The sequence below is a fragment of the Streptomyces sp. NPDC048278 genome (assembly GCF_040652195.1).
Taxonomy (GTDB): domain Bacteria; phylum Actinomycetota; class Actinomycetes; order Streptomycetales; family Streptomycetaceae; genus Streptomyces.
The window spans coordinates 45,503-71,088 of record NZ_JBEZLP010000025.1; the positions used below are offsets into that span (position 1 = coordinate 45,503).

At 71.8% G+C, this 25,586-nt stretch carries 29 protein-coding genes; 17 read left to right on the forward strand and 12 right to left on the reverse strand.

Going from position 1 to position 25,586, the window contains the following annotated elements; all coding sequences use genetic code 11:
• Window positions 1-20: 20 nt before the first annotated feature.
• Complete coding sequence (locus AB0D74_RS34120) at window positions 21-1,115, forward strand: bifunctional succinyldiaminopimelate transaminase/glutamate-prephenate aminotransferase (protein WP_362595574.1); 1,095 nt, start codon at window positions 21-23, stop codon at window positions 1,113-1,115.
• A gap of 133 nt (window positions 1,116-1,248) precedes the next feature.
• Here the strand turns inward: AB0D74_RS34120 and AB0D74_RS34125 are convergent, their stop codons facing one another.
• Together AB0D74_RS34125 and AB0D74_RS34130 are read right to left on the reverse strand one after the other, a co-directional pair.
• Window positions 1,249-1,668 (reverse strand): ATP-binding protein, encoded by a 420-nt coding sequence (locus tag AB0D74_RS34125; protein ID WP_362595576.1) that lies wholly within the window; start codon window positions 1,666-1,668, stop codon window positions 1,249-1,251.
• Window positions 1,669-1,940: 272 nt separating this feature from the next.
• A complete protein-coding gene (locus AB0D74_RS34130; protein WP_362595578.1) occupies window positions 1,941-2,942 on the reverse strand; it encodes a heavy metal transporter in 1,002 nt (333 codons plus the stop codon).
• Window positions 2,943-3,035: 93 nt separating this feature from the next.
• On the opposite strand from AB0D74_RS34130, the gene dapE reads away from it, so the two are divergent.
• Together dapE and AB0D74_RS34140 are read left to right on the forward strand one after the other, a co-directional pair.
• On the forward strand, window positions 3,036-4,115 hold the full coding sequence (gene dapE, locus AB0D74_RS34135) for a succinyl-diaminopimelate desuccinylase (protein ID WP_362595580.1): 1,080 nt from the start codon (window positions 3,036-3,038) through the stop codon (window positions 4,113-4,115).
• Window positions 4,116-4,219: 104 nt separating this feature from the next.
• Window positions 4,220-4,978 (forward strand): TIGR00730 family Rossman fold protein, encoded by a 759-nt coding sequence (locus AB0D74_RS34140; RefSeq protein WP_362595582.1) that lies wholly within the window; start codon window positions 4,220-4,222, stop codon window positions 4,976-4,978.
• 237 nt (window positions 4,979-5,215) lie between these two features.
• On the opposite strand, the gene folP is transcribed toward AB0D74_RS34140, so the two are convergent.
• Window positions 5,216-6,076 (reverse strand): dihydropteroate synthase, encoded by an 861-nt coding sequence (gene folP / locus AB0D74_RS34145; protein ID WP_362595584.1) that lies wholly within the window; start codon window positions 6,074-6,076, stop codon window positions 5,216-5,218.
• Between the two features lie 169 nt (window positions 6,077-6,245).
• On the opposite strand from folP, the gene AB0D74_RS34150 reads away from it, so the two are divergent.
• A complete protein-coding gene (locus tag AB0D74_RS34150; RefSeq protein WP_362595586.1) occupies window positions 6,246-6,614 on the forward strand; it encodes a DivIVA domain-containing protein in 369 nt (122 codons plus the stop codon).
• A 14-nt stretch (window positions 6,615-6,628) separates the two neighbouring features.
• Window positions 6,629-7,216 carry a DNA-3-methyladenine glycosylase I gene (locus AB0D74_RS34155; protein WP_362595771.1) on the forward strand — a complete coding sequence of 196 codons (588 nt, stop codon included), beginning with the start codon at window positions 6,629-6,631 and terminating at the stop codon, window positions 7,214-7,216.
• Between the two features lie 72 nt (window positions 7,217-7,288).
• Here the strand turns inward: AB0D74_RS34155 and AB0D74_RS34160 are convergent, their stop codons facing one another.
• Window positions 7,289-8,092: an enoyl-CoA hydratase-related protein gene (locus tag AB0D74_RS34160; protein WP_362595588.1), complete on the reverse strand. Its 804-nt coding sequence runs from the start codon at window positions 8,090-8,092 to the stop codon at window positions 7,289-7,291.
• A gap of 370 nt (window positions 8,093-8,462) precedes the next feature.
• Between AB0D74_RS34160 and AB0D74_RS34165 the strand changes: the two genes are divergently transcribed.
• A complete protein-coding gene (locus AB0D74_RS34165) occupies window positions 8,463-8,630 on the forward strand; it encodes a DUF3117 domain-containing protein (protein WP_004950282.1) in 168 nt (55 codons plus the stop codon).
• A gap of 135 nt (window positions 8,631-8,765) precedes the next feature.
• Here the strand turns inward: AB0D74_RS34165 and AB0D74_RS34170 are convergent, their stop codons facing one another.
• Window positions 8,766-9,464, reverse strand: a complete 699-nt coding sequence (locus AB0D74_RS34170; RefSeq protein WP_362595773.1) for an O-methyltransferase — start codon at window positions 9,462-9,464, stop codon at window positions 8,766-8,768.
• A 235-nt stretch (window positions 9,465-9,699) separates the two neighbouring features.
• Between AB0D74_RS34170 and sigE the strand changes: the two genes are divergently transcribed.
• The 5 genes from sigE to AB0D74_RS34195 all read left to right on the forward strand — a co-directional run bounded on the left by sigE (window position 9,700) and on the right by AB0D74_RS34195 (window position 13,744).
• A complete protein-coding gene (gene sigE, locus AB0D74_RS34175; RefSeq protein ID WP_089098938.1) occupies window positions 9,700-10,416 on the forward strand; it encodes an RNA polymerase sigma factor SigE in 717 nt (238 codons plus the stop codon).
• A complete protein-coding gene (locus AB0D74_RS34180) occupies window positions 10,413-11,387 on the forward strand; it encodes an anti-sigma factor (protein ID WP_362595590.1) in 975 nt (324 codons plus the stop codon). Before sigE ends, AB0D74_RS34180 begins: the two co-directional genes overlap by 4 nt.
• A gap of 175 nt (window positions 11,388-11,562) precedes the next feature.
• Entirely contained in the window at window positions 11,563-12,186 is a 624-nt protein-coding gene (locus AB0D74_RS34185; RefSeq protein ID WP_362595592.1) for a trypsin-like peptidase domain-containing protein, read from the forward strand.
• Between the two features lie 201 nt (window positions 12,187-12,387).
• Entirely contained in the window at window positions 12,388-12,834 is a 447-nt protein-coding gene (locus AB0D74_RS34190; protein ID WP_362595594.1) for a sec-independent translocase, read from the forward strand.
• A gap of 238 nt (window positions 12,835-13,072) precedes the next feature.
• Complete coding sequence (locus tag AB0D74_RS34195; RefSeq protein ID WP_362595596.1) at window positions 13,073-13,744, forward strand: hypothetical protein; 672 nt, start codon at window positions 13,073-13,075, stop codon at window positions 13,742-13,744.
• Between the two features lie 152 nt (window positions 13,745-13,896).
• Here AB0D74_RS34195 and AB0D74_RS34200 read toward each other — a convergent pair whose 3' ends face one another.
• From AB0D74_RS34200 to AB0D74_RS34210, 3 genes are read right to left on the reverse strand one after another with little or no spacing between them, the layout of a single operon-like run.
• Complete coding sequence (locus AB0D74_RS34200; protein WP_362595598.1) at window positions 13,897-15,030, reverse strand: Mrp/NBP35 family ATP-binding protein; 1,134 nt, start codon at window positions 15,028-15,030, stop codon at window positions 13,897-13,899.
• Between the two features lie 43 nt (window positions 15,031-15,073).
• Entirely contained in the window at window positions 15,074-15,670 is a 597-nt protein-coding gene (locus AB0D74_RS34205; protein ID WP_362595600.1) for a DUF1003 domain-containing protein, read from the reverse strand.
• A complete protein-coding gene (locus AB0D74_RS34210; protein WP_362595602.1) occupies window positions 15,660-17,027 on the reverse strand; it encodes a CBS domain-containing protein in 1,368 nt (455 codons plus the stop codon). The genes AB0D74_RS34205 and AB0D74_RS34210 overlap by 11 nt, the downstream gene beginning before the upstream one ends.
• A gap of 199 nt (window positions 17,028-17,226) precedes the next feature.
• Here AB0D74_RS34210 and AB0D74_RS34215 point away from each other — a divergent pair, with 199 nt between their 5' ends.
• Window positions 17,227-17,952, forward strand: a complete 726-nt coding sequence (locus tag AB0D74_RS34215; RefSeq protein ID WP_362595604.1) for a hypothetical protein — start codon at window positions 17,227-17,229, stop codon at window positions 17,950-17,952.
• A gap of 17 nt (window positions 17,953-17,969) precedes the next feature.
• Here AB0D74_RS34215 and AB0D74_RS34220 read toward each other — a convergent pair whose 3' ends face one another.
• Together AB0D74_RS34220 and AB0D74_RS34225 are read right to left on the reverse strand one after the other, a co-directional pair.
• Window positions 17,970-18,494 (reverse strand): hypothetical protein, encoded by a 525-nt coding sequence (locus AB0D74_RS34220; protein WP_362595606.1) that lies wholly within the window; start codon window positions 18,492-18,494, stop codon window positions 17,970-17,972.
• Between the two features lie 20 nt (window positions 18,495-18,514).
• Window positions 18,515-19,645, reverse strand: coding sequence for a magnesium and cobalt transport protein CorA (locus AB0D74_RS34225; protein WP_362595608.1), 1,131 nt, complete (start codon window positions 19,643-19,645; stop codon window positions 18,515-18,517).
• A gap of 487 nt (window positions 19,646-20,132) precedes the next feature.
• Between AB0D74_RS34225 and AB0D74_RS34230 the strand changes: the two genes are divergently transcribed.
• The 4 genes from AB0D74_RS34230 to AB0D74_RS34245 all read left to right on the forward strand — a co-directional run bounded on the left by AB0D74_RS34230 (window position 20,133) and on the right by AB0D74_RS34245 (window position 23,275).
• Entirely contained in the window at window positions 20,133-20,729 is a 597-nt protein-coding gene (locus AB0D74_RS34230) for a suppressor of fused domain protein (RefSeq protein ID WP_362595610.1), read from the forward strand.
• A gap of 174 nt (window positions 20,730-20,903) precedes the next feature.
• On the forward strand, window positions 20,904-21,545 hold the full coding sequence (locus AB0D74_RS34235; protein ID WP_362595612.1) for a DUF6758 family protein: 642 nt from the start codon (window positions 20,904-20,906) through the stop codon (window positions 21,543-21,545).
• Window positions 21,546-21,757: 212 nt separating this feature from the next.
• Window positions 21,758-22,615 carry a PHP domain-containing protein gene (locus AB0D74_RS34240; protein ID WP_362595614.1) on the forward strand — a complete coding sequence of 286 codons (858 nt, stop codon included), beginning with the start codon at window positions 21,758-21,760 and terminating at the stop codon, window positions 22,613-22,615.
• A gap of 54 nt (window positions 22,616-22,669) precedes the next feature.
• A complete protein-coding gene (locus AB0D74_RS34245; RefSeq protein ID WP_362595616.1) occupies window positions 22,670-23,275 on the forward strand; it encodes a MarC family protein in 606 nt (201 codons plus the stop codon).
• A 131-nt stretch (window positions 23,276-23,406) separates the two neighbouring features.
• Here the strand turns inward: AB0D74_RS34245 and AB0D74_RS34250 are convergent, their stop codons facing one another.
• Window positions 23,407-23,559 carry a hypothetical protein gene (locus tag AB0D74_RS34250; protein WP_362595618.1) on the reverse strand — a complete coding sequence of 51 codons (153 nt, stop codon included), beginning with the start codon at window positions 23,557-23,559 and terminating at the stop codon, window positions 23,407-23,409.
• A gap of 161 nt (window positions 23,560-23,720) precedes the next feature.
• Here AB0D74_RS34250 and AB0D74_RS34255 point away from each other — a divergent pair, with 161 nt between their 5' ends.
• The gene (locus AB0D74_RS34255) at window positions 23,721-24,623 is read left to right on the forward strand and encodes an NYN domain-containing protein (RefSeq protein ID WP_362595775.1); all 903 of its coding nucleotides are present in this window, start codon (window positions 23,721-23,723) and stop codon (window positions 24,621-24,623) included.
• Here AB0D74_RS34255 and AB0D74_RS34260 read toward each other — a convergent pair.
• Window positions 24,620-25,510: an alpha/beta hydrolase gene (locus tag AB0D74_RS34260; protein ID WP_362595620.1), complete on the reverse strand. Its 891-nt coding sequence runs from the start codon at window positions 25,508-25,510 to the stop codon at window positions 24,620-24,622. The genes AB0D74_RS34255 and AB0D74_RS34260 overlap by 4 nt on opposite strands.
• Window positions 25,511-25,586 lie beyond the last annotated feature (76 nt).

The following is a 25,586-nucleotide window of genomic DNA, read 5'->3' on the forward strand; positions in this document are numbered from 1 at the left end:
AAGAAAGTGAGCCAGTCACCGTGTCCGCAGTCTCCGACCGTCTGCCCGCCTTCCCCTGGGACAAGCTGGAACCGTACAAGAAGACGGCAGCGGCACACCCGGACGGCATCGTCGACCTGTCGGTCGGCACCCCGGTGGACCCGGTCCCCGACCTGATCCAGAAGGCCCTGATCGACGCGGCCGACTCGCCCGGCTACCCCACGGTCTGGGGCACCCCGGCGCTGCGCGACGCGATCACCGGCTGGGTCGAGCGCCGCCTCGGCGCCCGTGACGTCACCCACCGCCACGTCCTGCCGATCGTCGGCTCCAAGGAACTGGTCGCCTGGCTCCCCACTCAGCTCGGCCTCGGCCCCGGCGACCGGGTGGCCTACCCGCGCCTCGCGTACCCCACCTACGAGGTCGGCGCCCGCCTCGCCCGCGCCGGCCACGAGGTCTACGACGACCCGCGCGACCTGGACCCGGCCGGTCTGAAGCTCCTCTGGCTGAACTCCCCGTCCAACCCGACCGGCAAGGTCCTGTCGAAGCGGGAACTCACGGAGATCGTCGCCTGGGCCCGCGCCCACGGCGTCCTGCTCTTCTCCGACGAGTGCTACCTCGAACTGGGCTGGGAGGCCGACCCGGTCTCGGTCCTGCACCCGGACGTCAACGGCGGCTCGTACGACGGCATCGTGGCCGTCCACTCCCTCTCCAAGCGCTCCAACCTCGCCGGCTACCGCGCGGCCTTCCTGGCCGGCGACCCCGCGGTCCTCGGCCCGCTCCTGGAGATCCGCAAGCACGGCGGCATGATGACGTCGGCCCCGACGCAGGCGGCGGTGGTGGCGGCCCTCTCCGACGACACCCACGTCCAGGAACAGCGGGAGCGCTACGCCGCCCGCCGCACGGCCCTGCGCGAGGCGCTCCTGTCCCACGGCTTCCGCATCGAGCACAGCGAGGCGAGCCTCTACCTGTGGGCGACCCGCGACGAGTCCTGCTGGCAGACCGTGTCCCACCTGGCCGACCTGGGCATCCTCGTCGCACCGGGCGACTTCTACGGCGAGGCAGGCGACACGTTCGTCCGCGTGGCCCTGACGGCAACGGACGAACGCATCCGGGCAGCGGTGGCACGCCTGGCCTGACGGGGCTGCCTGGAGCGCCCGTCAGGGGCGCGGGGAACTGCGCGACCAGCCCCCCACCGGCCCGCAGCCGAGGCACAACGGGAAGGGGCCCGGGGAAACCCCCGGACCCCTTCCCGGCAAGCGGCTGAGCCACTCACCCGATCGGCAGCCCCTTCACCGGCAGCCCACCCGTCGGCAGCCCACCCTTCGTCGCGGTGGCCGCCGTCTGACCCAGCAGCCCCCCTGCGGAGCCCGCCGCGTCGCCCGCGGTGTGCTGCACCACCGGCGCCGCCTTCTTGACGGCCTTGCCGCCGGTCTGGCCCGCGGCGGGCACCGCCGACTCGATGGCCGCGCCGCCGGTGCGGCCGACGGTCCCGGTGACGGTCTGCGTCGCCGCGTCGGCGGTGTTGCCGACGCTCGCCCCGTCCAGGGCGGTCAGGCCGCCGAGGTTCGGGGTGGTGGCCGGCAGGCTCGGGGCCGCGCCGGCGGAGCCGGCCGCACCGACCCCGGCTGCCGCCCCCGCTGCGACGAGCAGCGCGGCACGGGCGATCCGGCGGGTCAGGGGGAGGGACATGGTGCTCCATTCGACGGGAGGGAACGTGATCGCCGTGACTACCGACGCGAAGCCCGCGAAGGTTGCGGAAGCCCAAGGTAAAGAGTTGATAACGCATCGCATTATCGGGTGTGGGGAAAAGCGGGCAAACGGCGCACTGTCGGCGCTCCCGCAGAATCCTTACCGCCCAACGCTCCCAAGGGATTTCACGCGTGCGCGAGTGACCGTGCGAAAACGTGCGCACACCACGCGTCCGGCGTGTCCCGGCTGACCCGCCGGAGGGACCCCCCGAACTACTGCCCGGTCACGATCCGCACCGAGCCCGCGGACTTCTCCGCTCCGCCCGTGCTCTGCGTACCGGAGGCCGCCTGCCACTGGCTGTCCGTGCTCCCCGCGGTCCACTCCCGGCCCGCGTACGACACCCGCTCGATGTGCAGCGCCGACGAATTGGCCACCGCCCAGTGCGCCAGCTGCCAGCCCCGCTCGCTCTCGGTGCGCCCCGACTTGTCGGTCTTCTTCCCCTCCGGCACCGGCACGGTCACGGTCCGCCCGTGCGCCGTGGCGGTCACGCTGGGCGTGGGTGTCGGCGTGGCCGACCCGCTCACCTCGGCGCCGGCCTCCTCGACCGCGTCCCGTCCGAAGTCCCGCACGAGCGCGGTCCGCACCGCGTCCGGGCCGGTCGCCGTGGCCGCCGTCGCGGTCCTGGCCGGCGGACGCCCGTCGCAGGTCAGAGTGGCCGCGGCCTGCCCGGTCAGGGCCGCCGCGAGCAGCGTGGCGTCGGTCTCGTGCTTGGCGTACGCCTCCGGGTAACCGCTGCGCTGCACGCGCTGCGCGGCCACCGTCAGCGGCAGGGTCTCGTAGTCGCGGACCTTGGCCAGGTGGGCGTAGAACATGCCCGCCGCGTACGCCGGGTCCAGGATCTGCTTCTCGGTGCCCCAGCCCTGCGAGGGCCGCTGCTGGAACAGGCCGAGGGAATCCCGGTCGCCGTGCTCGATGTTGAGCAGCCCCGACTCCTGGATCGCGGTCGCCAGGGCGATGGCCACGGCCCGCTCGGGCATGCCGCGGCCGGTGCCCACGGCGGCGATCGTCGCCGCGTTCACCGCCTGCTCGGGCGTGAACTGGTACGTCTCGTCGTCGCTTCGGCCCGAGACGACCTTGCAGCCCTCGGCGCCACCGCCGCCGGTGACGTACTGGACGACCAGGTAGGCCGCGACGGCGGACAGGATGAGCAGGCCCGACACGAAACGCAGGACACGGCCGCGACGCTTGGGGCGGATGGGGGACGGCTCTGGCACGCGTACAACATACTGGAGGGTACGAGGTGCTCACCCCCGGGTCCGGAAGCCTGTGAACCCGCCCACGGAATCGCGCGCGCTAGGGTCGAGGCCATGGCCGACACCTCCCTTGACCTCACGCTGGACGCCGCCGCGCTCACCGCACGGCTCGTCGACCTCCCCTCCGAGAGCGGCACCGAGAAGCCGCTCGCGGACGCGATCGAGAGCGCGCTGCGCGCCCTGCCGCACCTGACGGTCGACAGGTTCGGCAACAACGTGATCGCGCGGACGAACCTCGGCCGCCCCGAGCGCGTGATCCTGGCCGGCCACATCGACACCGTCCCCATCGCCGAGAACGTGCCCTCCCGCCTCGACGAGGACGGCGTGCTGTGGGGCTGCGGCACCTGCGACATGAAGTCGGGCGTCGCGGTCCAGCTGCGCATCGCGGCCACCGTCCCGGCCCCCAACCGCGACCTGACGTTCGTCTTCTACGACAACGAGGAGGTCGCCGCCGACCTCAACGGGCTCAAGCACGTCGCCGAGGCCCACCCCGAGTGGCTGGCGGGCGACTTCGCGGTGCTCCTCGAACCCTCGGACGGCGAGGTCGAGGGCGGCTGCCAGGGCACCCTGCGCGTCCTGCTGAAGACCTCGGGCGAGCGGGCCCACTCGGCGCGCTCCTGGATGGGCTCCAACGCGATCCACGCCGCCGCCCCGATCCTGGCCCGCCTCGCCGCCTACGAGCCGCGCTACCCGGTCATCGACGGCCTGGAGTACCGCGAGGGCCTCAACGCGGTCGGCATCTCCGGCGGGGTCGCCGGCAACGTCATCCCGGACGCCTGCGTGGTCACCGTCAACTTCCGGTACGCCCCCGACCGTTCCGAGGCCGAGGCGATCGCCCACGTCCGGGAGGTCTTCGCCGACTGCGGGGTCGAGGAGTTCGTGGTCGACGACCACAGCCCCGGCGCCCTGCCCGGCCTCTCCCACCCGGCCGCCGCCGCCTTCATCGAGGCGGTCGGCGGCACGCCGATGCCCAAGTACGGCTGGACCGACGTCTCCCGCTTCTCGTCCCTCGGCGTCCCCGCGGTCAACTACGGCCCCGGCAACCCGCACTTGGCTCATAAAAGGGATGAAAGGGTGGAAACGGCAAAGATCCTGGCGGGTGAGGAACGGCTGCGTGCGTGGCTGACCAGCTGAGTCACACGGTGCCGCTGCGCACCGGACACGCCGACGTCCCGCGCCTGTAACCCGCGCGGATCTACGCTGAGGTGGAAACACCTGCAAGCGGAGGGAGCGCGCATATGCCTACCGGGAACCCCGAGGGGAAAAAGGTGCCGCCGGACGAGCAGCGCCTGGGACCGGTCCTCCGACGGCGCGGTCAGGTGACCGCGAGTACGACGGACCAGCGGCTGCTGGACGCGGGCGGTCCCTCCGACTGGGTCCACACGGACCCCTGGCGGGTGCTGCGCATCCAGTCGGAGTTCATCGAGGGCTTCGGCACGCTCGCCGAACTCCCGCCCGCGATCAGCGTGTTCGGCTCGGCGCGGACGCCGGTGGACTCGCCCGAGTACGAGGCGGGCGTGCAGCTGGGCCGCGGCCTGGTCGAGGCGGGCTGGGCCGTCATCACGGGCGGCGGGCCCGGTGCCATGGAGGCGGCGAACAAGGGTGCCCTCGAAGCGAGCGGCGTTTCGGTCGGCCTCGGCATCGAGCTCCCCTTCGAACAGGGCCTCAACCCGTACGTCGACATCGGCCTCAACTTCCGCTACTTCTTCGTGCGGAAGATGATGTTCGTCAAGTACGCACAGGGCTTCGTGGTCCTGCCCGGCGGCCTCGGCACCCTCGACGAGCTCTTCGAGGCCCTCACCCTCGTCCAGACCCAGAAGGTCACCCGCTTCCCGATCGTCCTGTTCGGCAGCGCGTACTGGGGCGGCCTCGTCGACTGGCTCCAGAACACGCTGGTGGCCCAGGGCAAGGCGGCCGAGAAGGACCTCCTGCTCTTCCACGTCACGGACGACGTGGACGAGGCAGTCGGCCTCGTCTCGAAGGAAGCGGCCCGCTAGAACCTTCTCGCCCACCCACCCGACTCGCTCCGCTGAGAAACCGAGGCCGAGAGGCCCTGCCGCCCCACCGTCCGCCAGAGCCCCTTGGCACACCTCTCGATCCGCCGAGTCGGGTGGGGCGGTGTGCCTCTTGGCCGACCGGGTCGGGTGGGGTGGTTTACCTCTCGGCCGACCGAGTCGGGTGGTGGGTGGGCGAAGGGGGTGGGGGTCTGGGGGCGGAGCCCCCAGGGGCGGTGGCTAGGCCAGGCCTCGTCGGGCCACCGCCGGGGGCCGGTGGCCGGCGATCGACGCCACCATGTCCAGCACCTGGCGCGTCTCGGCCACCTCGTGCACCCGGTACACCTGCGCCCCCAGCCACGCCGACACCGCCGTCGTCGCCAGCGTCCCGATCACCCGCTCCTTCAGCGGCCGGTCCAGGGTCTCGCCCACGAAGTCCTTGTTGGACAGGGACACCAGCACCGGCCACCCCGTCTCCACCATCTCGCCCAGCCGCCGCGTCGCCTCCAGGCTGTGCCGGGTGTTCTTCCCGAAGTCGTGCCCGGGATCGATCAGCACCGACTCCCGCGGCACCCCCAGCGCGACGGCCCGCTCGGCCAGCCCCAGGGTCACCCGCAGGATGTCGGCCACGACGTCGTCGTACGTCACCCGGTGCGGTCGCGTCCGCGGTTCGGCCCCGCCCGCGTGCGTGCACACCAGCCCCACCCGGTGCCGCGCCGCGACCTCGGCCAGCCCCGGGTCGACCCCGCCCCACGCGTCGTTCAGCAGATCCGCCCCGGCCGCGCAGACGGCCTCGCCGACCGACGCCCGCCAGGTGTCCACGCTGATCACGACGTCCGGGAAGCTGCCGCGCACCTCCGCGACGAACCCGACGATGCGCCGTTCCTCCTCCTCGGCGGTGACCTCCTCGCCCGGCCCGGCCTTCACCCCGCCGATGTCGATGATCGCGGCCCCCTCGGCGACCGCCTGCTCCACGCGCGCGAGGGCCGGCTCGTCGCGGAACGTCGCCCCCTGGTCGTAGAAGGAGTCAGGCGTCCGGTTCACGATGGCCATGACCACCGGTTCGTTCGGCCCGAATTCCCGCCTGCCCAGCCTGAGCATCGCCTGTGACCTCCCGTAGTAATTCCCTCGGTACGACCGCCTGCGACCCTAACTGTCAGACTCGCATGGCACGATCGGACACAGACACATTCGTCATCGAGCACGCTGAGCACACTGAGCACACGAGTGCTGCTGCACCGAGCTCCACCGAGCCTGGGGGCCCACCGCGATGGTTATGTTCCTGTTCCTCGTCGTCGCGCTGGCGGTCGTGGTCGCCGCGGTCACCCTCTCCGTGGTGAGCGGCGGGGAGAGCGGACCGCTGCCCGAGGTGGCGCCCGAGCGCTTCGAGGACCCGCTGCCCCCGGACCGCCCGGTGAACCGCGCGGACGTGGAGAGCATCCGCTTCCCGCTCGTCCCGCGCGGCTACCGCATGGCGGACGTCGACGACGCGCTCAGCCGCCTCGGCGCCGAGCTCGCGGAGCGCGACGCCCGGATCGCCGACCTGGAGTCCGCGCTGGCCGGCGCCCAGGCCGGGCCGCGCGGGCCGCACGGCCCGCACATGTCGCTGGACAAGCCCGAGCCGGAGGACCGGCCGTGAGCGAGACGCCCGGCGTGGTCGAAGGAGCGGCGGTTCCCGGGCCGGACGGCAGACTGCGCTGCCCCTGGGCGCTGTCCACCGAGGACTACGTGGCGTACCACGACGAGGAGTGGGGCCGCCCGGTCCACGGCGACGGCGCCCTCTACGAACGCCTCAGCCTGGAGGCCTTCCAGTCCGGCCTCTCCTGGATCACGATCCTGCGCCGCCGCCCGGGCTTCCGGGCCGCCTTCGCCGACTTCCACATCGACAAGGTGGCCGCGTTCACCGACGAGGACCGCGAGCGCCTGCTGGCCGACCCCGGCATCATCCGCAACCGGGCGAAGATCGACGCGACCATGGCCAACGCGAAGGTCCTGGCGGAGTGGCGGCAGGGCGAGCTGGACGAGCTGATCTGGTCGCACGCCCCGGAGCCGGGCACCTACCCGGCTCCGAGGACCATCGCCGACGTCCTCCCTGTGACCCCGGAGTCGACGGCCCTGTCCAAGGCCCTCAAGAAGCGCGGCCTGCGCTTCATCGGCCCGACGACGGCGTACGCCCTGATGCAGGCGTGCGGCCTGGTCAACGACCATCTCGAAACCTGCGTGGCCCGAAAAACCCCGTGAGGGACAGCGCCCCGCAAGGGGCGCGGGGAACTGCGCGACGAGCCCCCACGCAGCCGCAGTCCCCCACAACCGTCACCGCCCCAAGTACTTCGGCTTCTCCTTGTTCACAAAAGCCTGCACGGCGATCCCGTGATCCTCGGACGCCCCGGCCCGAGCCTGCAGCTCGTCCTCCTTGTCGAGCGTCTCGTCGAAGGAGTGCGTGAGCCCGTAGGCGACGGCCTCCTTCAGCGCCGCGTACGCCACAGTCGGCCCTTCGGCCAGTTTCCGGGCCACCTTCTCGCCCTCGGCCCGGAGCTCGGCCGAAGGCACCACCTTGTTCGCGATGCCCAGCTCGTACGCGTCCTGCGCACTGATGCTCCGGGGAAAGAGCAGCAGGTCGGCGGCGCGGCCCGGTCCCACGACCCGCGGCAGCGTCCACGAGACGCCGGAGTCCGCGGTCAGCGCCACCCCCGCGAACGACGTGTTGAACGCGGCCGTGTCGGCGACCACCCGGTAGTCCGCCGCGAGGGCGAAGCCGAGACCGGCGCCGGCGGCCACCCCGTTCACGGCGGCGACGACCGGCTTCGGCGCCGACACCAACGCCCGGACGATCGGGTTGTAGTGCTCCCGGACCGTCGTCATCGTCTGCCCCGCCCCGGTCTCCCGGTCGGACGCGAGCAGCGTGATGTGTTCCTTGAGGTCCTGGCCCACGCAGAACGCCCGGTCCCCGGCGGCGGTCAGCAGGATCGCCCGGACGGCCGTGTCGGCCGCCGCTTCCTGAGCGGCCTCCCGGAGGGCCACCTTCGTCGCGATGTTCAGCGCGTTCATCGCCTCGGGGCGGTTCAGCGTGATCGTCGCGAGCCCGTCGCCCACCTCGTAGAGCACGGTGTCGGTCATGGAGCGTCCCCTCCGTCGTCGCGGCTGACGTACCGCTCAGTACGTCCCGTCCGAAGGACAGCATGGCGGAGTTCGCCAGCGGGGGACCGGAGCGGCCGTGTGACCTGCGTCAAAGAATTCCGAAGCCGACTCGGTCGGCGTAAGGACACGAGGTGGCGAAGTATCGCAGTCACATCGCCGAATTGGGTGGTTTTGCTCGCGTGCGTTGCCCAAGCGATGCCGACTGATGTTGGTCATCGGGTCCTGAGATGCGGGATAATGGCTTGGAAGCAATGTGTTCGATGCCGGAGTCGCGTGTCCCGCCAGAGACCGCGCGTGCCCTCGGGGGCCGTCGGCAGACGATGAGCTGTTTTCAGGAAGGGGAACCAGCATGGCGGCCATGAAGCCGCGGACGGGTGATGGCCCGCTCGAGGTGACCAAGGAGGGGCGGGGCATCGTCATGCGCGTTCCGCTCGAAGGCGGCGGTCGGCTCGTCGTCGAGCTGACCCCTGACGAGGCCGCGGCGCTTGCCGACGCCCTCAAGAACGTCGTCGTCTGAGGCGTCAGCGACCACACCCTTTCGGCCGCCCCGGCAACCCAAGCGGTGCCGGGGCGTTGCCGTGTTCCCGGGCCGTTTCCGTGCCCGCGAGATCTACCGCGCGAGGTGTAGCGCACGAGGGCTGTCGCGCGAGGCCTACCGCTTGACCGCGCACAGCAGCCCGTCGCCCACCGGCAGCAGCGACGGCACCAGCTCCGGGCTCTCCCGGACCGTGCGCAGCAGCTCGCGCAGCCGCAGTACCTCGGTCGGCTGCGGCCCCGAGTCGACGGTGCGGCCGTTGGCGAAGACGCCCTCGAAGACCACCAGGCCACCCGGCCGCAGCAGACGCAACGATTCAGCGAGGTAGTCGGAGTACTCCTGGCGGTCGCCGTCGCAGAAGACGAGGTCGTAGCCGGCGTCCGCGAGGCGGGGCAGCACGTCGGTGGCCCGGCCGGGGATGAAGCGGGCCCGGTTGCTGGCGAAGCCGCACGCGCGGAAGGCCTGCCGCGCGAACTGCTGGTGCTCCGGCTCCGGATCGACGGTGGTCAGCACGCCGTCCGGACGCATGCCGTGCAGCAGGTACATCCCGGAGACCCCGCACCCCGTGCCGATCTCGGCGACCGCCTTGGCGTCCACGGAGGCGGCGAGCATGCGCAGCGCGGCGCCCGTGCCGGGCGACACCGAGCGCAGCCCTGCCTCGCGGGCCCGGTCACGGGCCCACCGCAGTGCTTCGTCCTCGGCGACAAAGGCGTCGGCGAACGCCCAGCTCGTCTGCCGGTTGCCGGTAATGACCCTCTCCTGTCCCCGTGGTTGCCTGGGCGTGACTGTATCCGTTGGTGTCGGGAACCCGCAGATGGGACCGGGCGTTTAGAGGGGTGGAAGACAAGGCGGGGGGACACGAATGGATCACGGTGACGAGACGGCGGCCGACCACCCGCTGTCGCAGGTGGACGGGCCGTACCAGCACAGATCAAATTCTTGTAAAACCGCTTATCCGGTGCTAACGGGCGAGGTGGCTATGGTAGGGGCTCCACTGGACACCACCAGAGCCGACAGGGGAGGTGCGGCCGCGCCTGGGGATCGGGGAGGAGTGCTGAGGCGCTTTCTCGGATCGGCAGGCAGGCCGAAATCCGTGAACGACACCGCTGCTGACCCCAGCCACGCCGCCGCCCTCGCCATGGGCGAGGACCGGACCGCGACCTTCTCCACCGACGCGGACGGGCAGGCATGGACTCCGCCCACGTGGGAGGAGATCGTCAGCACGCACAGTGGCCGCGTCTACCGCCTGGCCTACCGTCTGACCGGCAACCAGCACGACGCCGAGGACCTCACCCAGGAGGTCTTCGTCCGCGTCTTCCGCTCCCTGTCGACCTACTCCCCGGGCACCTTCGAGGGCTGGCTGCACCGCATCACCACCAACCTGTTCCTCGACATGGTCCGCCGCAAGCAGCGCATCCGCTTCGACGCCCTCGGCGAGGACGCGGCCGAGCGCCTGCCCAGCCGCGAGCCCACCCCCTCGCAGGCGTTCAACGACGCGCACTTCGACGCCGACGTCCAGCAGGCCCTGGACACCCTCGCGCCCGAGTTCCGCGCCGCCGTCGTGCTCTGCGACATCGAGGGGCTGTCGTACGAGGAGATCGCCGCGACCCTCGGCGTCAAGCTCGGCACGGTCCGCTCGCGTATCCACCGCGGCCGTTCCCAGCTGCGCAAGGCCCTCGCGCACCGCTCCCCGGAGGCCCGCAAGGCCGAGCGCCGCTCCTTCGTGCCCCGTGTTCCCGCACTGGGAGGAGGGGGCGCGACCGCGTGAGTGGATCACGACCGAAACCGGCCGAGCGACAGCTCGCCGAACAGCACCTGGGAGACCGACTCTCCGCCCTGGTGGACGGAGAGCTCGGTCACGAGACGCGTGAGCGCGTCCTGGCCCACCTGGCGACCTGCGCCCGGTGCAAGGCCGAGGCGGACGCCCAGCGCGCCCTGAAGAGCGTCTTCGCGGCGACCGCCCCGCCCGCGCCCTCCGAGAGCTTCCTCGCCCGCCTCCAGGGGCTGCCCGCGGGCGGCGACCCGGACGGCGGCGGTTCGCCGTTCGGCGGGGGAGACCCCTCGGGACGCGGATCCGACGGGGGGGTCTTCGGCCTGAGCCGGGACGACCGCTTCGAGTTCGGCTACGTCCCGGCCCGTCCCCACGACCCGGCCGCGGCCGTGGGCCGGGGCTTCCGCATCCACCCCGTCGGCCGCCCGGACGGCGACCGCTCCGCCTCGCGCGGCATGCGGTTCGCGTTCGTCGCCGCCGGCGCGGTCTCGCTCGCCGCCGTCGCCCTCGGCGGCGTCACCGCGGGCCTCCCCGGCACCCCGGCCGCCGACGCCCGCACCGGCGGCGGCAGCGTCGCCCCGGCCGGCACGGCGGGCTCGGGCACCGTGGGTACCGCCGACACACAGCGCCGCCGCCTGCTCACCCCGCTGCTCTCGTCCGGCGCCATGCTCGGCGGCGGCCCCGCCATGCCCACCTCGGTCTCCGCACCGCTGCTGCCCGGAGTGCCCTCCCCGGCCGTCGCACAGCAGAGGCTGCGGGAGCTGACCGCACCGGTGATGGCCGGCGCGGCGGCGGTCTCCCCGCTGATACGGCCGCTGAGCACCAATCCGCCGTTCGCCCTCACCTCGTGGACCACCGTCCCCGAGGCGACCGGCACCAGCCTGCTCGCCGCACCCGTCCCCGACACCGTCTCGGCTCCCTCCGCCCCCTCCGCGTCCCCGTCCCGCTCCTCCCGCGCGGCCCACTGACCGGTCGCGGCCCGTCGGCCGGTCGCTGCCCACCTGCTGAACGCCCCTGCGCGGCGACTCGCGAACCTGGTTGAATCCTGTGAGCCAGCCATGTCCGTCGCACCCGTGCGGGCACGGAGCCGACCTTCCGCGAGCCCGCCCTAGCGCAGGGCCGCGTCGAGCCCGCGAGGAGACCATGGACGAGGGGATACCGACGGCACCGGCGACGCCCGGCGACACCACCGGCAGCGCCCCGTCCCTCCCACGGGAGGATGCGGCAGGGGCCGCGGGACAGCGGCGGCGGTCGCGGAGCCGGCGGACGTTCGCCGCGGGGGCGCTCGCGCTCTCCCTGCTCTCCGCCGCGGCCGGCGGGCTGATCGGCGGCTACCTGCAGCGCACCGGCGGCCTGGAGTCCGTACAGCTGCCGCAGCCCGGTCCGCCCCCGCACGGTGCGTCCGAGCAGGGCCCGCCGCCCGGGCCGCCGCCCGGCGGCGCCGCCGGGATCGACGCGCGGGCGCTGCCCAGCGTCGTCACCCTGCGGGTCACCGGCACCGGAACCGGCGAGCAGGCCACCGGCACCGGCTTCGTCATCGACACCCGCGGGCACATCCTCACCGACAGCCACGTCGTCGCCCCCGCGACCGCCGCGGGCGGCCGGATCACCGTGACGTTCAGCAGCGGAGCCACCGCCCGGGCGACCGTCGTCGGCCGGGACGCCGGCTACGACCTCGCCGTCGTCCAGGTGAACGGCGTGCAGGACCTCACCCCGCTGCCGTTCGGCCGGCCCGGCGACCGCTCCGGTTCCTCGGACAGGAACTGACAGAAACGTCATAGGCGGGGCCTCACCCGTGCCCCGACTAGGCAAACAACCTGGAAAACCGGTCGTACACGCGCAGTCGGACACCCCGGGGCAGTACCGGTCGGACAGGTCCGGCGGGTACCGTGGACCCGGCCCGGACCACGGAACACCCGCAACAGCGACCGGAGGGCCGAGGACCGAGGACATCGCAAGGAGCTTCAGGTGTTCAATGACATAGGACCGCTCGAGCTGGTGACGATCGTCGTGCTCGCCGTGCTCGTCTTCGGTCCGGACAAGCTCCCGAAGGTCATCCAGGACGTCATGCGGACCATCCGCAAGATCCGGGAGTTCTCGGAGAGCGCCAAGGAAGACATCCGGCAGGAACTCGGCCCGGAGTTCAAGGACTTCGAGCTGGAGGACCTCAACCCGAAGACCTTCATCCGCAAGCACCTGGACAGCGACGAGATGGGGCTGAAGGAGATCCGCAACGGCTTCGACCTGAAGAAGGAGATGGCCGAGGTCACGGAGGCGGTGAACAGCCGCGAGACCGACGCCTCGCCGTCGTCCTCCGGGAGCGGCTCTTCGGGGAGCGGCCGGCTCGACATGACCAAGAAGCCGGAGGATCCGGGCAAGGACGACCGTCCGCCCTACGACGCGGACGCCACCTGAGTCCGGATCACCGACCCGCGCATGAGCGGCGCACGTGACGCGTTTCATACCGCGTGTGCGCCGCTCATTCGTCTCTTACGGCCCGAACCAGCCGCCCGTGCGACCCACGCACCGGGCGGTTTCACGGCTGGTCCCGGCGGGGTCGATATGCTGCCGAGTTGTTGTGCGGACCGGACGAGTGCGCCCGAAGGGGGGCGGGCCGCCCCGGACCGACGAGAGCTAGGAGGCGTCCGGGCAGATGGAGACGACAAGTCGGGTGGACGGACAGGCACCGGTCGTGGAGGGCGTGCAGCAGGCCCCCTCCGCCCGCCGCACGGTCGACGGCTACCTGGAGGCGCCCTTCCCCTGGTACGGCCTCGACGAGGCGTTCACGGGGCCGCGCTGGCTCATGCAGGTGGGTGTGGCGGCCGACGGCGCGGTGGAGCACGGGTCGATCGGGCACGGCGACGAGCCGTCGGTCCGGAACGAGCACCTCGCCTCGGCCGTCGGTGAACCGCGGGAGAAGTTCGCGGTCGTCGTGACCGTCGCGGCGAGTCCGTCCCGGCGGAGCGCCGACGGGACGGGGCTGCTGGAGGCCACGTCGGTGTCGTCCGCGGCGTGGCTGGCCGGGGTCGGGCTGCTGTCCTTCACCTGGCCGGGGCAGATGGACCACAGCCTCCGGGACGACTGGCTGGAGCAGCAGACCGAGACGGCGTGGGAGCTGGCGGACGAGCTGAGCGGGCCGGAGTGGTCGACGCTGTCGCTGCCGGTGGACGGGGTGGCGACGCCGTTCCACTACCGGGAGTCGGAGTTCGGGTGGGTGCTCGCCGGGTCCACGGAGGAGGGGGTGCACCTCGGGGCGTACGGGCGGGGGATGTCCGCGTACGGGCTGGGGTTCGCCGTGATCAAGGACGTTGCCGCGTACGCATGAGAAAAGGGGCGCCGGTGGTTTGGCGCCCCTTCGCCGTAGGGGGTGCGGTGCGTTCGCGACTGCGGACGAGCGGTGGTTGCTCGCGCCCACGCGGCGGAGCCGCATGATGAACACAGCCCCGCGCCCCTGACGGGGCGCTCGCTGCGGGCGTCTCAGAACTTGTTGCGCGGTGTGATCCCCAGGGACAGTCCCGAGAGGCCGCGCTGCCTGCCGCCCAGTTTGCCGGCGATGCCCCGCAGGGCCGCGCCCGCCGGGCTGTCGGGGTCGGTCAGGACGACCGGCTTGCCCTCGTCGCCGCCTTCGCGGAGGCGGACGTCGATGGGGATGGATCCGAGGACGGGGACCGTCGCGCCCGTCGTGCGGGTCAGGCCGTCGGCGACGGACTGGCCGCCGCCCGTGCCGAAGACGTCGACCATCTCGCCGCAGTGCGGGCAGGGCAGGCCGGACATGTTCTCGACCACGCCGACGATCTTCTGGTGGGTCTGGACCGCGATCGAGCCGGCCCGCTCGGCGACCTCGGCCGCCGCCTGCTGGGGCGTCGTCACGACCAGGATCTCCGCGTTCGGGACCAGCTGGGCGACCGAGATGGCGATGTCGCCGGTGCCGGGCGGGAGGTCGAGGAGGAGGACGTCGAGGTCGCCCCAGTAGACGTCCGCGAGGAACTGCTGGAGGGCGCGGTGCAGCATCGGGCCGCGCCAGACGACCGGGGCGTTGCCCGGGGTGAACATGCCGATGGAGATGACCTTCACGCCGTTGGCCGACGGCGGCATGATCATGTTCTCGACCTGGGTCGGGCGGCCGTCCGCGCCGAGCATGCGCGGGACGGAGTGGCCGTAGATGTCCGCGTCGACCACGCCCACCTTGAGGCCGTCGGCGGCCATCGCGGCGGCCAGGTTGACCGTGACCGACGACTTGCCGACGCCGCCCTTGCCGGAGGCGACCGCGTAGACCCGGGTGAGGCTGCCGGGCTTGGCGAAGGGGACCTCGCGCTCGGCCTGGCCGCCGCGCAGGGCGGTGGCCAGCTCCTTGCGCTGCTCGTCGCTCATCACGTCCAGGGTGACGTCGACGCGGGTGACGCCCTCGACCCGGGAGACCGCGTCGGTGACGCGCTGGGTGATCGTGTCCCGCATGGGGCAGCCCGAGACCGTCAGGTACACGGTGACCGCGACCGCGCCGTCCTCCCCGATCTCCACCGATTTGACCATCCCCAGTTCGGTGATGGGTCGGTTGATCTCGGGGTCGTTCACCGTCGCCAGTGCCTCGCGCACCGCGTCTTCGCTAGCCATACCCCCGATGGTACGGCGCGGCGCGCGGCCCCTATAACGCCCCTCAGCGGTCGTCTACGTCACGCCCGGGCGACCGTTCTGCCGGGAATACGGCATGTTCGTGATGACCGTCCCGCCGTTCGTCCATCTCCTTCAGCAGGTCCTGGAGCTCGGAGCGGATCCAGTCCCGGGTCGCCACCTCGCCCAGGCCCATGCGCAGGGCGGCGATCTCCCGGGTGAGGTACTCGGTGTCGGCGATGGACCGCTCGTTCTGCTTGCGGTCCTGTTCGAGGTTGACCCGGTCGCGGTCGTCCTGCCTGTTCTGCGCGAGCAGGATCAGCGGGGCCGCGTAGGAGGCCTGCAGGGACAGGGCCAGGGTCAGGAAGATGAACGGGTACTCGTCGAAGCGGAGCCCTCCGGGTGCCGCGATGTTCCACAGCACCCAGAGGATGATCACGAACGTCATCCAGACGATGAACCGCCCGGTGCCCAGGAAGCGGGCGATGCGCTCGGAGAGCCGTCCGAAGGCCTCCGGGTCCCACTCGGGCAGCAGCCTGCGCCGCGGGGCGCGCGGCTGGTCCAGGCGGTGACCGCGCGACCGGCCGGCGGCGGTGGCGCCGGCGGGCGTCCGCTCACGGGTGCCCTCACGCTCAGGCGCCATGGATCCCCGCCCCCTTCTCCGCCGTCCGCTCCTTCTGGCCCCTCTGTCCCGCCTGTCCCCTCTGTTCCGTCTGTCCCGCCTGTTCCTTCTGGTCCCCCTCGTCCAGGTGGAACTCGGTCTCCCGCCAGTCCTCCGGCAGCATGTGGTCGAGGACGTCGTCCACGGTCACCGCGCCGAGCAGCGACCCCGCCTCGTCCACCACGGGCGCCGCGACCATGTCGTACGTGGCGAAGAACCCGGCGATGACCGGGAGCGTGGCGTCGGGGTCGAGGGGTTGCAGGTCGTCGTCGCCGACCAGCGAACTGACCAGGGTGTACGGGGGATCGCGCAGCAGCCGCTGGAAGTGCACGGTGCCCAGGTACTTGCCGGTCGGGGTCTCGTCGGGCGGCCGGCAGATGTAGACCTGGGCGGCGAGGGCCGGGGAGAGGTCGGGGTTGCGGACCCGGGCGAGGGCGTCGGCGACGGTCGCGTCGGGCCGCAGGACGATCGGCTCGGTGGTCATCAGACCGCCCGCCGTGTGCTCCTCGTACGACATCAGGCGCCGCATCTCGGCCGCGTCCGCCGGCTGCATCAGGCTCAGCAGCCGTTCCTTGTCCTGTTCGGGGAGTTCGGCGAGCAGGTCGGCCGCGTCGTCCGGGTCCATGGCCTCCAGGATGTCCGCCGCCCGCTCCTCCTTCAGCTTGCCGAGGATCTCGATCTGGTCGTCCTCGGGGAGCTCTTCGAGCACGTCGGCCAGGCGGTCGTCGTCGAGGGCCGCGGCGACCTCGGTGCGGCGCTTGGCGGAGAGGTGGTGCAGCACGTTGGCGAGGTCGGCGGGGCGCAGCTGCTCGAAGGTGGCGAGCAGGCTCTCGGCGCCCTGGCCGTGCTCCTCCAGGGAGAACCCGGTGACCTGCGACCACTCGACGGTGAGCGTCTCCCCCCTGGCCCGCCGGAGGGCACCCTTCTTCCCCTTGCGGACGAAGACCCGGTCCACCTCCCAGTCCCGGCGGGCCGGCAGCTGCTGCACGGCCAGGTCGAGGACGGTGACCTCCTCGCCGGTCTCGGCCAGCTGGACGCGGCGGTCGAGGAGTTCGCCGAAGACCAGGCGTTCGGTGGGGCGCTGCTCGAAGCGGCGGACGTTCAGCACACCGGTGGTGATGACCTGGCCGGACTCGACGCCGGTCACCCGGGTCATGGGCAGGAAGATGCGGCGCCGGGTGGACAGTTCGACGACCAGGCCGAGCAGCCGGGGCGGGCGGCGGCCGACGCGCAGCATGACGACGAGGTCCCGGACGCGGCCCACCTGGTCGCCGGTGGGATCGAAGGCGGGGACACCGGCGAGGTGCGAGACGAAGATGCGGGGAGCGCCGGCTGCCATGGTGTTGCTTCCTTTACCTACCGGAGTACCGCTTGCGTGGTTTTCGGTCCCTTCTGCCCGCTCGGTGGGCTTCAGGCTAGCCCGTACCGATCGGATACGCCCTGGTGAGCGGTCCGGACGGACCGGCTCCGGCGGGCGGGTGACGCACCGGTACGCTGCGGTACGCCCTGCCGGACCCCTCAGAAAGGTGGCCCTGTCCGTGACCGCTGTCGCCCCGGGCCGTACCCGCCACGCCGCACTGGTCACCGCAGTGTGCGCCCTGGCCGTCCTCACCGGATGCGGCGGGGATCCGGACGCGGGCACGAACGGGGTGGGCAAGCTGTCGCCGGACGTGATCCAGTCGAGGACGCGGACGGCGGCGTCGTCGGTGGCGACGGTGCGGATGGCGGGCACGGTGGTCACGAGCGGGCGCACGTACGAGCTGGACATGCGCCTGAACAAGGAGGGCGGGACCGGGTCGGTCACGTCGAAGGGATCCACGTTCCAGCTCCTCCGGGTCGGCGGCACGTTGTATCTGCAGGCCGACGCGGGGTTCTGGAACCACGCGGACGGCAGTGACACGACCGCGGCGACCAAGCTCGACGGCAAGTACGTCAAGGTGCCGCGGACGGATCCGGCGTACAGGAAGTTCAGCGGCTTCACGGACAAGGACGTCCTCCTCTCGGGACTGCTGACCCTGCACGGTTCGCTGTCCACGGCCGGTCACCACGAGCAGTCGGGCACCCGCACGATCCGCATCACGGGCGACGGCGGCTCCGGCGGCACCCTCGACGTCTCCCTGGAGGGCAAGCCGTACCCCCTCCGTCTGGAACGCGGCGGCGGCGCCGGCACCCTCACCTTCTCCGACTGGGGTAAGGACTTCAGCGTGGTCGAACCGGAGAAGGGTGAGACGGTCGACTACGGGAAGCAGCTCCCGGCGTCGTGACCCGGCTCAGGTGCCGGCTACTTGGACTTCCGGCCGGACTTCCGGCGCCGCGAGAGCAGCCGTGGCAGGGCGGCCGGGGCCGGGCGCCGGGTGGTGGCGGGGGAGGCGAGCGGGGGCGCCGCCAGGTTCTCCTCCGGCAGCGGTGATGTCGTCCCCGTCGGGGTCAGGCGCAGCACCCTGCACTCCCTCGCCCAGCGGTCGGTCATCGCCTCGCCGTCGGGGGCGTTGAGGCGCTTGCCCTTCAGCTCCGCCACCGCCGCGTCCCACTCCGGGGTGCCGACGGGGAGTTCCGTGACCGTCGCGGTCCAGGTGACCAGCCGGCCGCCCTTGTCCTTGCTGCGGACGGTCACCTCCGCCGAGCCTCCGTCGGCCAGCTCGCCCAGCGGCTGCTCGGCTCCGTCGCCGACCAGGCAGACGCCCCCGTCGGCCCACGCGTGCCACACCGCACGCGCCGTCGGCGCCCCGGCGGCCCGCACCCAGACGAGGCCGGACTTCTTCGTGGCCTCCTCGACGAGGGCCTGGCCGAGCAGCTCGCTTGTCATGGCGCCCACCCTAGGCCGGATCACAGCCAGCCGTTGCGCTTCAGCGTGCGGTGGATGCCGAGGCAGATCACCCCGGTGATGGCCATGATCACCGGGTAGCCGTACCGCCAGTGCAGCTCCGGCATGTGCTTGAAGTTCATGCCGTACACCCCGCACACCATCGTCGGTACGGCGATGATCGCGGCCCACGACGTGATCTTGCGCATGTCCTCGTTCTGCGCGACGGACGCCTGTGCGAGGTTGGCCTGGAGGATCGAGTTGAGGAGTTCGTCGAAGCCGACGACCTGCTCCTGGACGCGGGCGAGGTGGTCGGCGACGTCCCGGAAGTACTTCTGGATGTCGGGGTCGATCAGCCGCATCGGCCGCTCGCTCAGCAGCTGCATGGGACGCAGCAGGGGCGACACCGCGCGCTTGAACTCCAGTACCTCGCGCTTGAGCTGGTAGATCCGCGCCGAGTCGACACCGCGCGAGACGCCGCCGCGGCGGCCCGGCGTGAAGACCTCGGTCTCCACCTCGTCGATGTCGTCCTGCACCGCGTCGGCGACCGCCACGTACCCGTCGACGACGTGGTCGGCGATGGCGTGCAGCACGGCCGAGGGGCCCTTGGCCAGCAGCTCGGGGTCGTCCTGGAGCCGGTGCCGCAGCGCCCGCAGCGAGCCCTGCCCGCCGTGCCGGACGGTGATGAAGAAGTCCCGGCCGGTGAAGCACATGACCTCGCCGGTCTCCACGACCTCGCTGTTGGCGGTGAGCTGGTCGTGCTCGACGTAGTGGATGGTCTTGAAGACGGTGAAGAGGGAGTCGTCGTACCGCTCCAGCTTCGGCCGCTGGTGGGCCTGGACCGCGTCCTCCACGGCCAGCGGGTGGAGCCCGAACTCGCTTGCGATGCCGGCGAATTCGGCCTCGGTCGGCTCGTGCAGGCCGATCCACACGAACCCGCCGTCGCGGCGCACCAGCCGCATCGCCTCGTGCGGGGTCAGCGGCTTGCCGGTCTCGACGCGGGCGCCGTCCCGGTAGACGGCGCAGTCGACGACGGCCGAGGGCGTGCCGGGGTCGCGGGTCGTGTCGTACGCGCCGTTCTCCGGCCGCAGGCTCTTGCGCAGCGAGGGGCGGGAAGGGCGGACCACGGCACGGAGGTCGCGGATCATCGACATGGGCAGGCTCCTTCGCGACAGGCAGCGGAAGACCGCCGAGGAACGGGTGGAACTACCCGGAATGAGGACGTCCTGGCTTCGGATGTTTGGCACGTCCACAAAGCGGGGAGCACCGCACCGTTGCGGTGGCGACTTCGCTACTGATTCAGATCAGACGAACGGATCCAGACAGATCCGGAGCGGACCGGTCAGAGGGATCAGGCAAGCGAAACGAAGTGCTCTTCCGAACGACAACGCGCACGAAAAGGCGGCAGCCAGCCAGAGAAAGAGATTCAGAGGCCGGAAGAGCGAGTGGTACTGCACGGGTGACTTCGATCCATGACAGCCCCACCTCCTCCAGCCGGTCCCTCGTAAGGGAGTCCTGTCGGTGTCAGGGTCTGACCGCGACGCACTGCGTGCTGCCCCGAACCACCGCGGTCAGAGTAGCAGCAGCCCTCAGTGTCAAGGCGCCGCTTTGCCCGGTACTGACGAGTTCTATGCTCACGACATGGCTGAAGTTCTTCCTCTGGTAGAAGCCCGGTTGACCACCGCACTGGGCGAACCGGACGCGCGCGCGGCGGTCACCTTCCTCGGCACGGACCGCATCGAGGTGCTCCGTTTCCACGAGGATCTCCAGGGCGAGAACGTCGTCCGCTACGCCACGCTCGGCATGTCCGCGCACCCCATGGCCGACCCCACCGCGGTGGTCGCGGACCCCGTCAAAGGGCCGCGCGCCGAGCTGGTCCTGTCGGTCCGCGCCGGGCTCGCCGAGACCGACAAGGTGCTCCGCGCGCTCGCCGTACTCGCCGCGTCCCCGCAGGTGGAGGGCCTGGTCGTGACGCCGGGCGCGTCGCTGGACGTCGGCGGCCCGCTGTGGCCGGGCGCGCCCTTCACCTCCGTCCTGGTCGGCGAGCCGGGCGGCCTCGTCGAGGACCTGGAGCTGGACGGGCCCCTCGACCCCGTACGGTTCCTGCCGCTGCTGCCGATGACGCCGAACGAGGCCGCCTGGAAGCGCGTGCACGGCGCCGGCGCCCTCCAGGAGCGCTGGCTCGCGAACGGGGCCGATCTCCGGGACCCGCACCGGAAATCCGTGCCGCTGGACTGACCCGGGGGTGAGCAAGCTCACCAAGCGGCCTGCGTCGCCGGGCAGTTGGCAAAGCGGGTGACGCCGTCGCCGCCGGCGTGCCGTGCGGCGGGCGCCGGCCGTCCACGCGGCCGGGTGCGCTGGACGGGTGATCGTCCTTGACGTGGGGGACCCGGGGTAGGACCGTGGGGCTCTATGAGGGGCGAACCCAGTTGCCCGAAGTGTGGTGGCCGGGTCAGGGCTCCCGGACTCTTCGCCGACACCTGGCAGTGCGATGTCCACGGGACCGTGCATCCGGTACAGCCCGTGATCCCGCCCAGCGTCGAGGCCCTCGGTGTGGTGGTGCACCGCACCCAGGTTCCGGTGTGGATGCCCTGGCCGCTGCCGGTCGGCTGGCTGTTCACGGGCGTGGCCTGCGCCGGTGACGACCGCAGCGGGGGCCGCGCGACCGCCGTCGCCTGCTCCGGACCCGCGCCGCTCGGCGGCATAGGGGAGATGATCCTGGTCGCCGAGGAGCTGGGGGTCGGTCTCGGCGCCCGGTACGCGGGGATCGACGGACCGGACCCCGGGCCGTACATGAACGTGGAGAAGCCGCCCCAGACGAAGGTGCTGGCCGCGGGGCGGCCCACACCGCTGTGGCACGTCTCCGGGGCCCCCGACGACCGGGCCGTCTTCGCGGGCGAGGCGCGGGGACTGTGGCTCTGGACCGTGGTGTGGCCCGAGCAGACGGGGCTGCTGATGTACGACGAGCTGGTGCTGACCGATCTGCGCGATGCGGGGGCCGAGCTGGACCTGGTGCCGTGCGGGGCGTTGTCGCCGCGGTTGCTGGAGCCGTAGCGCCGTAGGCGCCGTAGAGCCGGTGCGAAGGTCGTCCGCGTCCCGGTGCGATGGTCGTCCGCAGGCCGGTGGGGGCTGGTCGCGCAGTTCCCCGCGCCCCTGGGTGGGACAGGTAAAGGGTGCTCACCAGTTGCGGGTGTGACAGGGGCACCCTGCGTCGGCCGTTATCCTTGACGCGTCCCTTGCCGTCCCGTCCCGCTGGAGTCCGTGTCGTGCGTATCGATCTGCACTGCCACTCCACCGCCTCCGACGGTACGGACACCCCGGCCGAGCTGGTGCGCAACGCCGCCGCTGCCGGTCTCGACGTCGTAGCGCTGACCGACCACGACACCACCCGCGGGCATGCCGAGGCCGTCGCCGCGCTGCCCGAGGGGCTCACCCTGGTCACCGGGGCCGAGCTGTCCTGCCGTGTCGACGGCGTCTCCATGCACATGCTGGCCTACCTCTTCGACCCCGAGGAGCCCGCCCTGCTCGCCGAGCGCGAGCTGGTCCGGGACGACCGGGTGCCGCGCGCGCAGGGCATGGTCGCCAGGCTGAACGCGCTGGGGGTGCCGGTCACCTGGGAGCAGGTGCTGCGGATCGCCGGGGACGGTTCGGTGGGACGCCCGCACGTCGCCTCCGCACTCGTCGAGCTCGGTGTCGTACCGACCGTGAGCGACGCCTTCACCGATCAGTGGCTGGCCGACGGCGGCCGGGCCTTCGTGGAGAAGCACGAGACCGACCCCTTCGAGGCGGTCCGGCTGGTCAAGGGCGCCGGCGGGGTGTGCGTCTTCGCGCATCCCGGGGCCGCGAAGCGCGGGCGTACGGTGCCCGAGTCGGTGATCGCCGAGCTGGCGGCGGCCGGTCTCGACGGCATCGAGGTCGACCACATGGACCACGACGAGGACACCCGCGCACGGCTGCGGGGTCTCGCCGGGGAGCTGGGGCTGCTGGTCACGGGGTCCTCGGACTACCACGGCAGCCGCAAGACGGTGACGCTGGGCGAGTACACCACCCACCCCGACGTGTACGGCGAGATCACCCGCCGGGCGACCGGGGCGTTCCCGGTGCCGGGGACCGGCGGAGCCTGAGGCCCGGTCCTCGCCCGCCCAAGTCCCTCCTCCCGCAAGGCCTGTAGCACCCCCATGTTCGATCTCGCCGTCTTCGGTTCCCTCTTCCTGACCCTCTTCGTCATCATGGATCCCCCGGGGATCACCCCGATCTTCCTCGCCCTCACCGCCGGCCGGCCCGGCAAGGTGCAGAAACGGATGGCCTTCCAGGCCGTGTGCGTGGCGGGCGGTGTCATCACGGTCTTCGGGCTGCTGGGGCACCAGATCCTGGACTACCTGCACGTCTCCGTGCCCGCGCTGATGATCGCGGGCGGGCTGCTGCTCCTGCTCATCGCCCTGGACCTGCTCACCGGCAAGAACGACGAGCCGAAGCAGACCAAGGACGTCAACGTGGCGCTGGTGCCGCTGGGCATGCCGCTGCTGGCCGGCCCCGGGGCGATCGTGTCGGTCATCCTGGCCGTCCAGAAGGCCGACAGCGTGGCCATGCAGGTGTCCGTGTGGACGGCGATCCTCGCCATCCATGTCGTGCTGTGGCTGGTGATGCGCTACTCGCTGCTGATCATCCGGGTCATCAAGGACGGCGGTGTGGTCCTGGTGACGCGGCTCGCCGGCATGATGCTCTCGGCGATCGCCGTGCAGCAGATCATCAACGGCGTCACCCAGGTGATCAAGGGCGCGTAGCGCGGCGCGACGGGCCCGCAGACGCAGAACCCCCGTACGGCATCGGTGCCGTACGGGGGTTCTGAAGACTGTGCGGTGCTCCGCGCGTCGTCGGTGTGGCTGTTCTCGTCCGTCGTTGTCGCGTCGTCGTGTTACGAAACCTGGGTCTCGGCCGGTCGGATCCACAGGCGCTGCCCCACGGCGGCGGCCTGCTGCACGATCCTGCTGACGGAGGCGGCGTCCACGACAGTGCTGTCCACGGTGGTGCCGTCGACCTCGTCGAGTCGCATGATTTCGAAGCGCATGGCCTCTCCCTTCGTCGTCCTGTTCCGTAGGAGTCAACGGCTTGCGTGTTACAAACATTCCCTACGCTAAAGAAATTTTTCGAACGTCTAATTACCGACCGGTAAGAGTCTGCGGGAGACTGACCGGGACCGGTTGTGTTCGCAGCGTGACCGCCGGGACAATGGAGGCGATGAACGACGACCTCGCCGCCCTCCAGGCCCGTATCGACCGCACGAACGAGCTGCTCACCCGCATGCTCGCCGAAGTGGCCAAGACGCCCTCGACGCATGCCATCTTCGTGGACGCGGGCTACCTCTACGCGGCCACGGGCCGGCTCGTCGCCGGGACGGAGGACCGCCGCGCCTTCGACCTCGACGCCGAAGGTTTGATCGAGGCGCTCATCGACAAGGCGCGCCAGATCTTCGCCGACAGCCGCCTGCTGCGCGTCTACTGGTACGACGGCGCCCGCCGCCGCATCCACACCGCCGAGCAGCAGGCCATCGCCGAACTCCCCGACGTCAAGGTCCGCCTCGGCAACCTCAACGCCAACAACCAGCAGAAGGGCGTCGACTCCCTGATCCGCACGGACCTGGAGTCACTCGCCCGGCACCGCGCCATCAGCGACGCGGCCCTGCTCGGCGGCGACGAGGACCTGGTCTCGGCGGTCGAGGCCGCCCAGGGCTACGGAGCCCGCGTCCACCTCTGGGGCATCGAGGCCCCCGAGGGCCGCAACCAGGCCGAGCCGCTGCTCTGGGAGGTCGACAGCCAGCGCACCCTCGACCTCGAGTTCTTCAAGCCGTACGTCTCCAGACGCGCCGCCCCCGCCTACGAGGCCGGTGCCACCAGACCCACCCGCGAGGACGTCCGTTTCATCGGCGCGCAGATCGCCGCGAAGTGGCTCTCCTCGCGAGGCCGCGAGGCCCTCGTCGAACTGCTGCCCGGCCACCCCTACCTGCCCGGCCCCGTCGACCAGGACCTCCTCGTCGAGGCCGAGGGGATGCTCCAGTACTCCCTGCGCGGCCAGGCCGACCTGCGCCGCGCCCTGCGGGACGGCTTCTGGGAGCACCTCCAGACGCAGTACTAGACCCGGTCCCGGGTGCTGTCCCAGAAACCGGCGATCGCCTCGGCGGTGGCGGCGGGGCGGTCGGTGTTGGGCGAGTGCTCGGCCCCCTCGACGACCGTCCGGTGCGCGCGCAGCCGCAGTGCCATCTCGTCCAGCAGCGGTACCGGCCAGGTGTCGTCCCGCGCGCCCGACAGGACGTGGAAGGGCAGCGGCACGGCGGCGAGCTCCGCGACGCGGTCCGGTTCGGTGCACAACTGGCGTCCGGTGGCGATGAGTTGGGCCGGCTTGTTGCCCAGCCAGCGGCGCCGCAGATCCTCGCCGTCCTCCAGGCCCTCCGCCGCGCCGTCCGGTTCCTCCAGCTCTTCCGGTGCCTCCATGGCCTGCATGGCGTCCCACACCTCGGCCATCGACATCACGGCGAGCGCGTCCCGGAGCAGCTTCACGCGCTGCTGCTGGGAGGAGGAGATCTGTGCCGGGCCCGACGCCATCAGGGTCAGCGAGCGGAACGGCGTGCGGTCGAGGAGCACGGCCGCACGGGCGATCTGACCGCCGAGGGAGTGCCCCAGCAGATGCACTGGCCCGCCCGCGCCGACCGCCGCCGCCTGCGCGAGCACGTCCCGCGCCAGCTCCTCCCGGGCGTAGGCCGATTCGTCCTGCGCGGGCCCGTCCGACTCGAACTGCCCGCGACCGTCCACGGCGACCGTCCGGTACCCGCGCCGGCCCAGCGGCACGAGCAGCCGGTTGAAGTCCTCCTTGCTCCCGGTGAACCCGGGCAGCAGCAGCGCGACCCCCCTGGGCTCGACCCCGGCGGCCACGGGCGCGTCGACGACGGCGAACTCACCCCGGTCGGTGGTGAGCGCGTACGCGCGGGCGCCGGCGGGCGGGACGAAGGTGCGAGGCCTGCTCATGGGGGAGAGGGTATCCGCAGCCCGGTGACCGACCGGGAGCCGGTGGGTGAATCCCGGTGCGGGTGCGGGTGCAGGT

Bases quoted from the DNA above. Each gene is read 5' to 3' on its own strand.
- AB0D74_RS34125 (WP_362595576.1), bottom strand. From the start codon at position 1,668: ATGTCCCTCCCCCTGACCCGCCGGATCGCCCGTGCCGCGCTGCTCGTC.
- dapE (WP_362595580.1), top strand. From the start codon at position 3,036: ATGGCCGACACCTCCCTTGACCTCACGCTGGACGCCGCCGCGCTCACC.
- AB0D74_RS34140 (WP_362595582.1), top strand. From the start codon at position 4,220: ATGCCTACCGGGAACCCCGAGGGGAAAAAGGTGCCGCCGGACGAGCAG.
- folP (WP_362595584.1), bottom strand. From the start codon at position 6,076: ATGCTCAGGCTGGGCAGGCGGGAATTCGGGCCGAACGAACCGGTGGTC.
- AB0D74_RS34150 (WP_362595586.1), top strand. From the start codon at position 6,246: ATGGTTATGTTCCTGTTCCTCGTCGTCGCGCTGGCGGTCGTGGTCGCC.
- AB0D74_RS34160 (WP_362595588.1), bottom strand. From the start codon at position 8,092: ATGACCGACACCGTGCTCTACGAGGTGGGCGACGGGCTCGCGACGATC.
- AB0D74_RS34165 (WP_004950282.1), top strand. From the start codon at position 8,463: ATGGCGGCCATGAAGCCGCGGACGGGTGATGGCCCGCTCGAGGTGACC.
- AB0D74_RS34185 (WP_362595592.1), top strand. From the start codon at position 11,563: ATGGACGAGGGGATACCGACGGCACCGGCGACGCCCGGCGACACCACC.
- AB0D74_RS34195 (WP_362595596.1), top strand. From the start codon at position 13,073: ATGGAGACGACAAGTCGGGTGGACGGACAGGCACCGGTCGTGGAGGGC.
- AB0D74_RS34200 (WP_362595598.1), bottom strand. From the start codon at position 15,030: ATGGCTAGCGAAGACGCGGTGCGCGAGGCACTGGCGACGGTGAACGAC.
- AB0D74_RS34205 (WP_362595600.1), bottom strand. From the start codon at position 15,670: ATGGCGCCTGAGCGTGAGGGCACCCGTGAGCGGACGCCCGCCGGCGCC.
- AB0D74_RS34210 (WP_362595602.1), bottom strand. From the start codon at position 17,027: ATGGCAGCCGGCGCTCCCCGCATCTTCGTCTCGCACCTCGCCGGTGTC.
- AB0D74_RS34220 (WP_362595606.1), bottom strand. From the start codon at position 18,494: ATGACAAGCGAGCTGCTCGGCCAGGCCCTCGTCGAGGAGGCCACGAAG.
- AB0D74_RS34225 (WP_362595608.1), bottom strand. From the start codon at position 19,645: ATGTCGATGATCCGCGACCTCCGTGCCGTGGTCCGCCCTTCCCGCCCC.
- AB0D74_RS34230 (WP_362595610.1), top strand. From the start codon at position 20,133: ATGGCTGAAGTTCTTCCTCTGGTAGAAGCCCGGTTGACCACCGCACTG.
- AB0D74_RS34235 (WP_362595612.1), top strand. From the start codon at position 20,904: ATGAGGGGCGAACCCAGTTGCCCGAAGTGTGGTGGCCGGGTCAGGGCT.
- AB0D74_RS34245 (WP_362595616.1), top strand. From the start codon at position 22,670: ATGTTCGATCTCGCCGTCTTCGGTTCCCTCTTCCTGACCCTCTTCGTC.
- AB0D74_RS34250 (WP_362595618.1), bottom strand. From the start codon at position 23,559: ATGCGCTTCGAAATCATGCGACTCGACGAGGTCGACGGCACCACCGTG.
- AB0D74_RS34255 (WP_362595775.1), top strand. From the start codon at position 23,721: ATGGAGGCGATGAACGACGACCTCGCCGCCCTCCAGGCCCGTATCGAC.
- AB0D74_RS34260 (WP_362595620.1), bottom strand. From the start codon at position 25,510: ATGAGCAGGCCTCGCACCTTCGTCCCGCCCGCCGGCGCCCGCGCGTAC.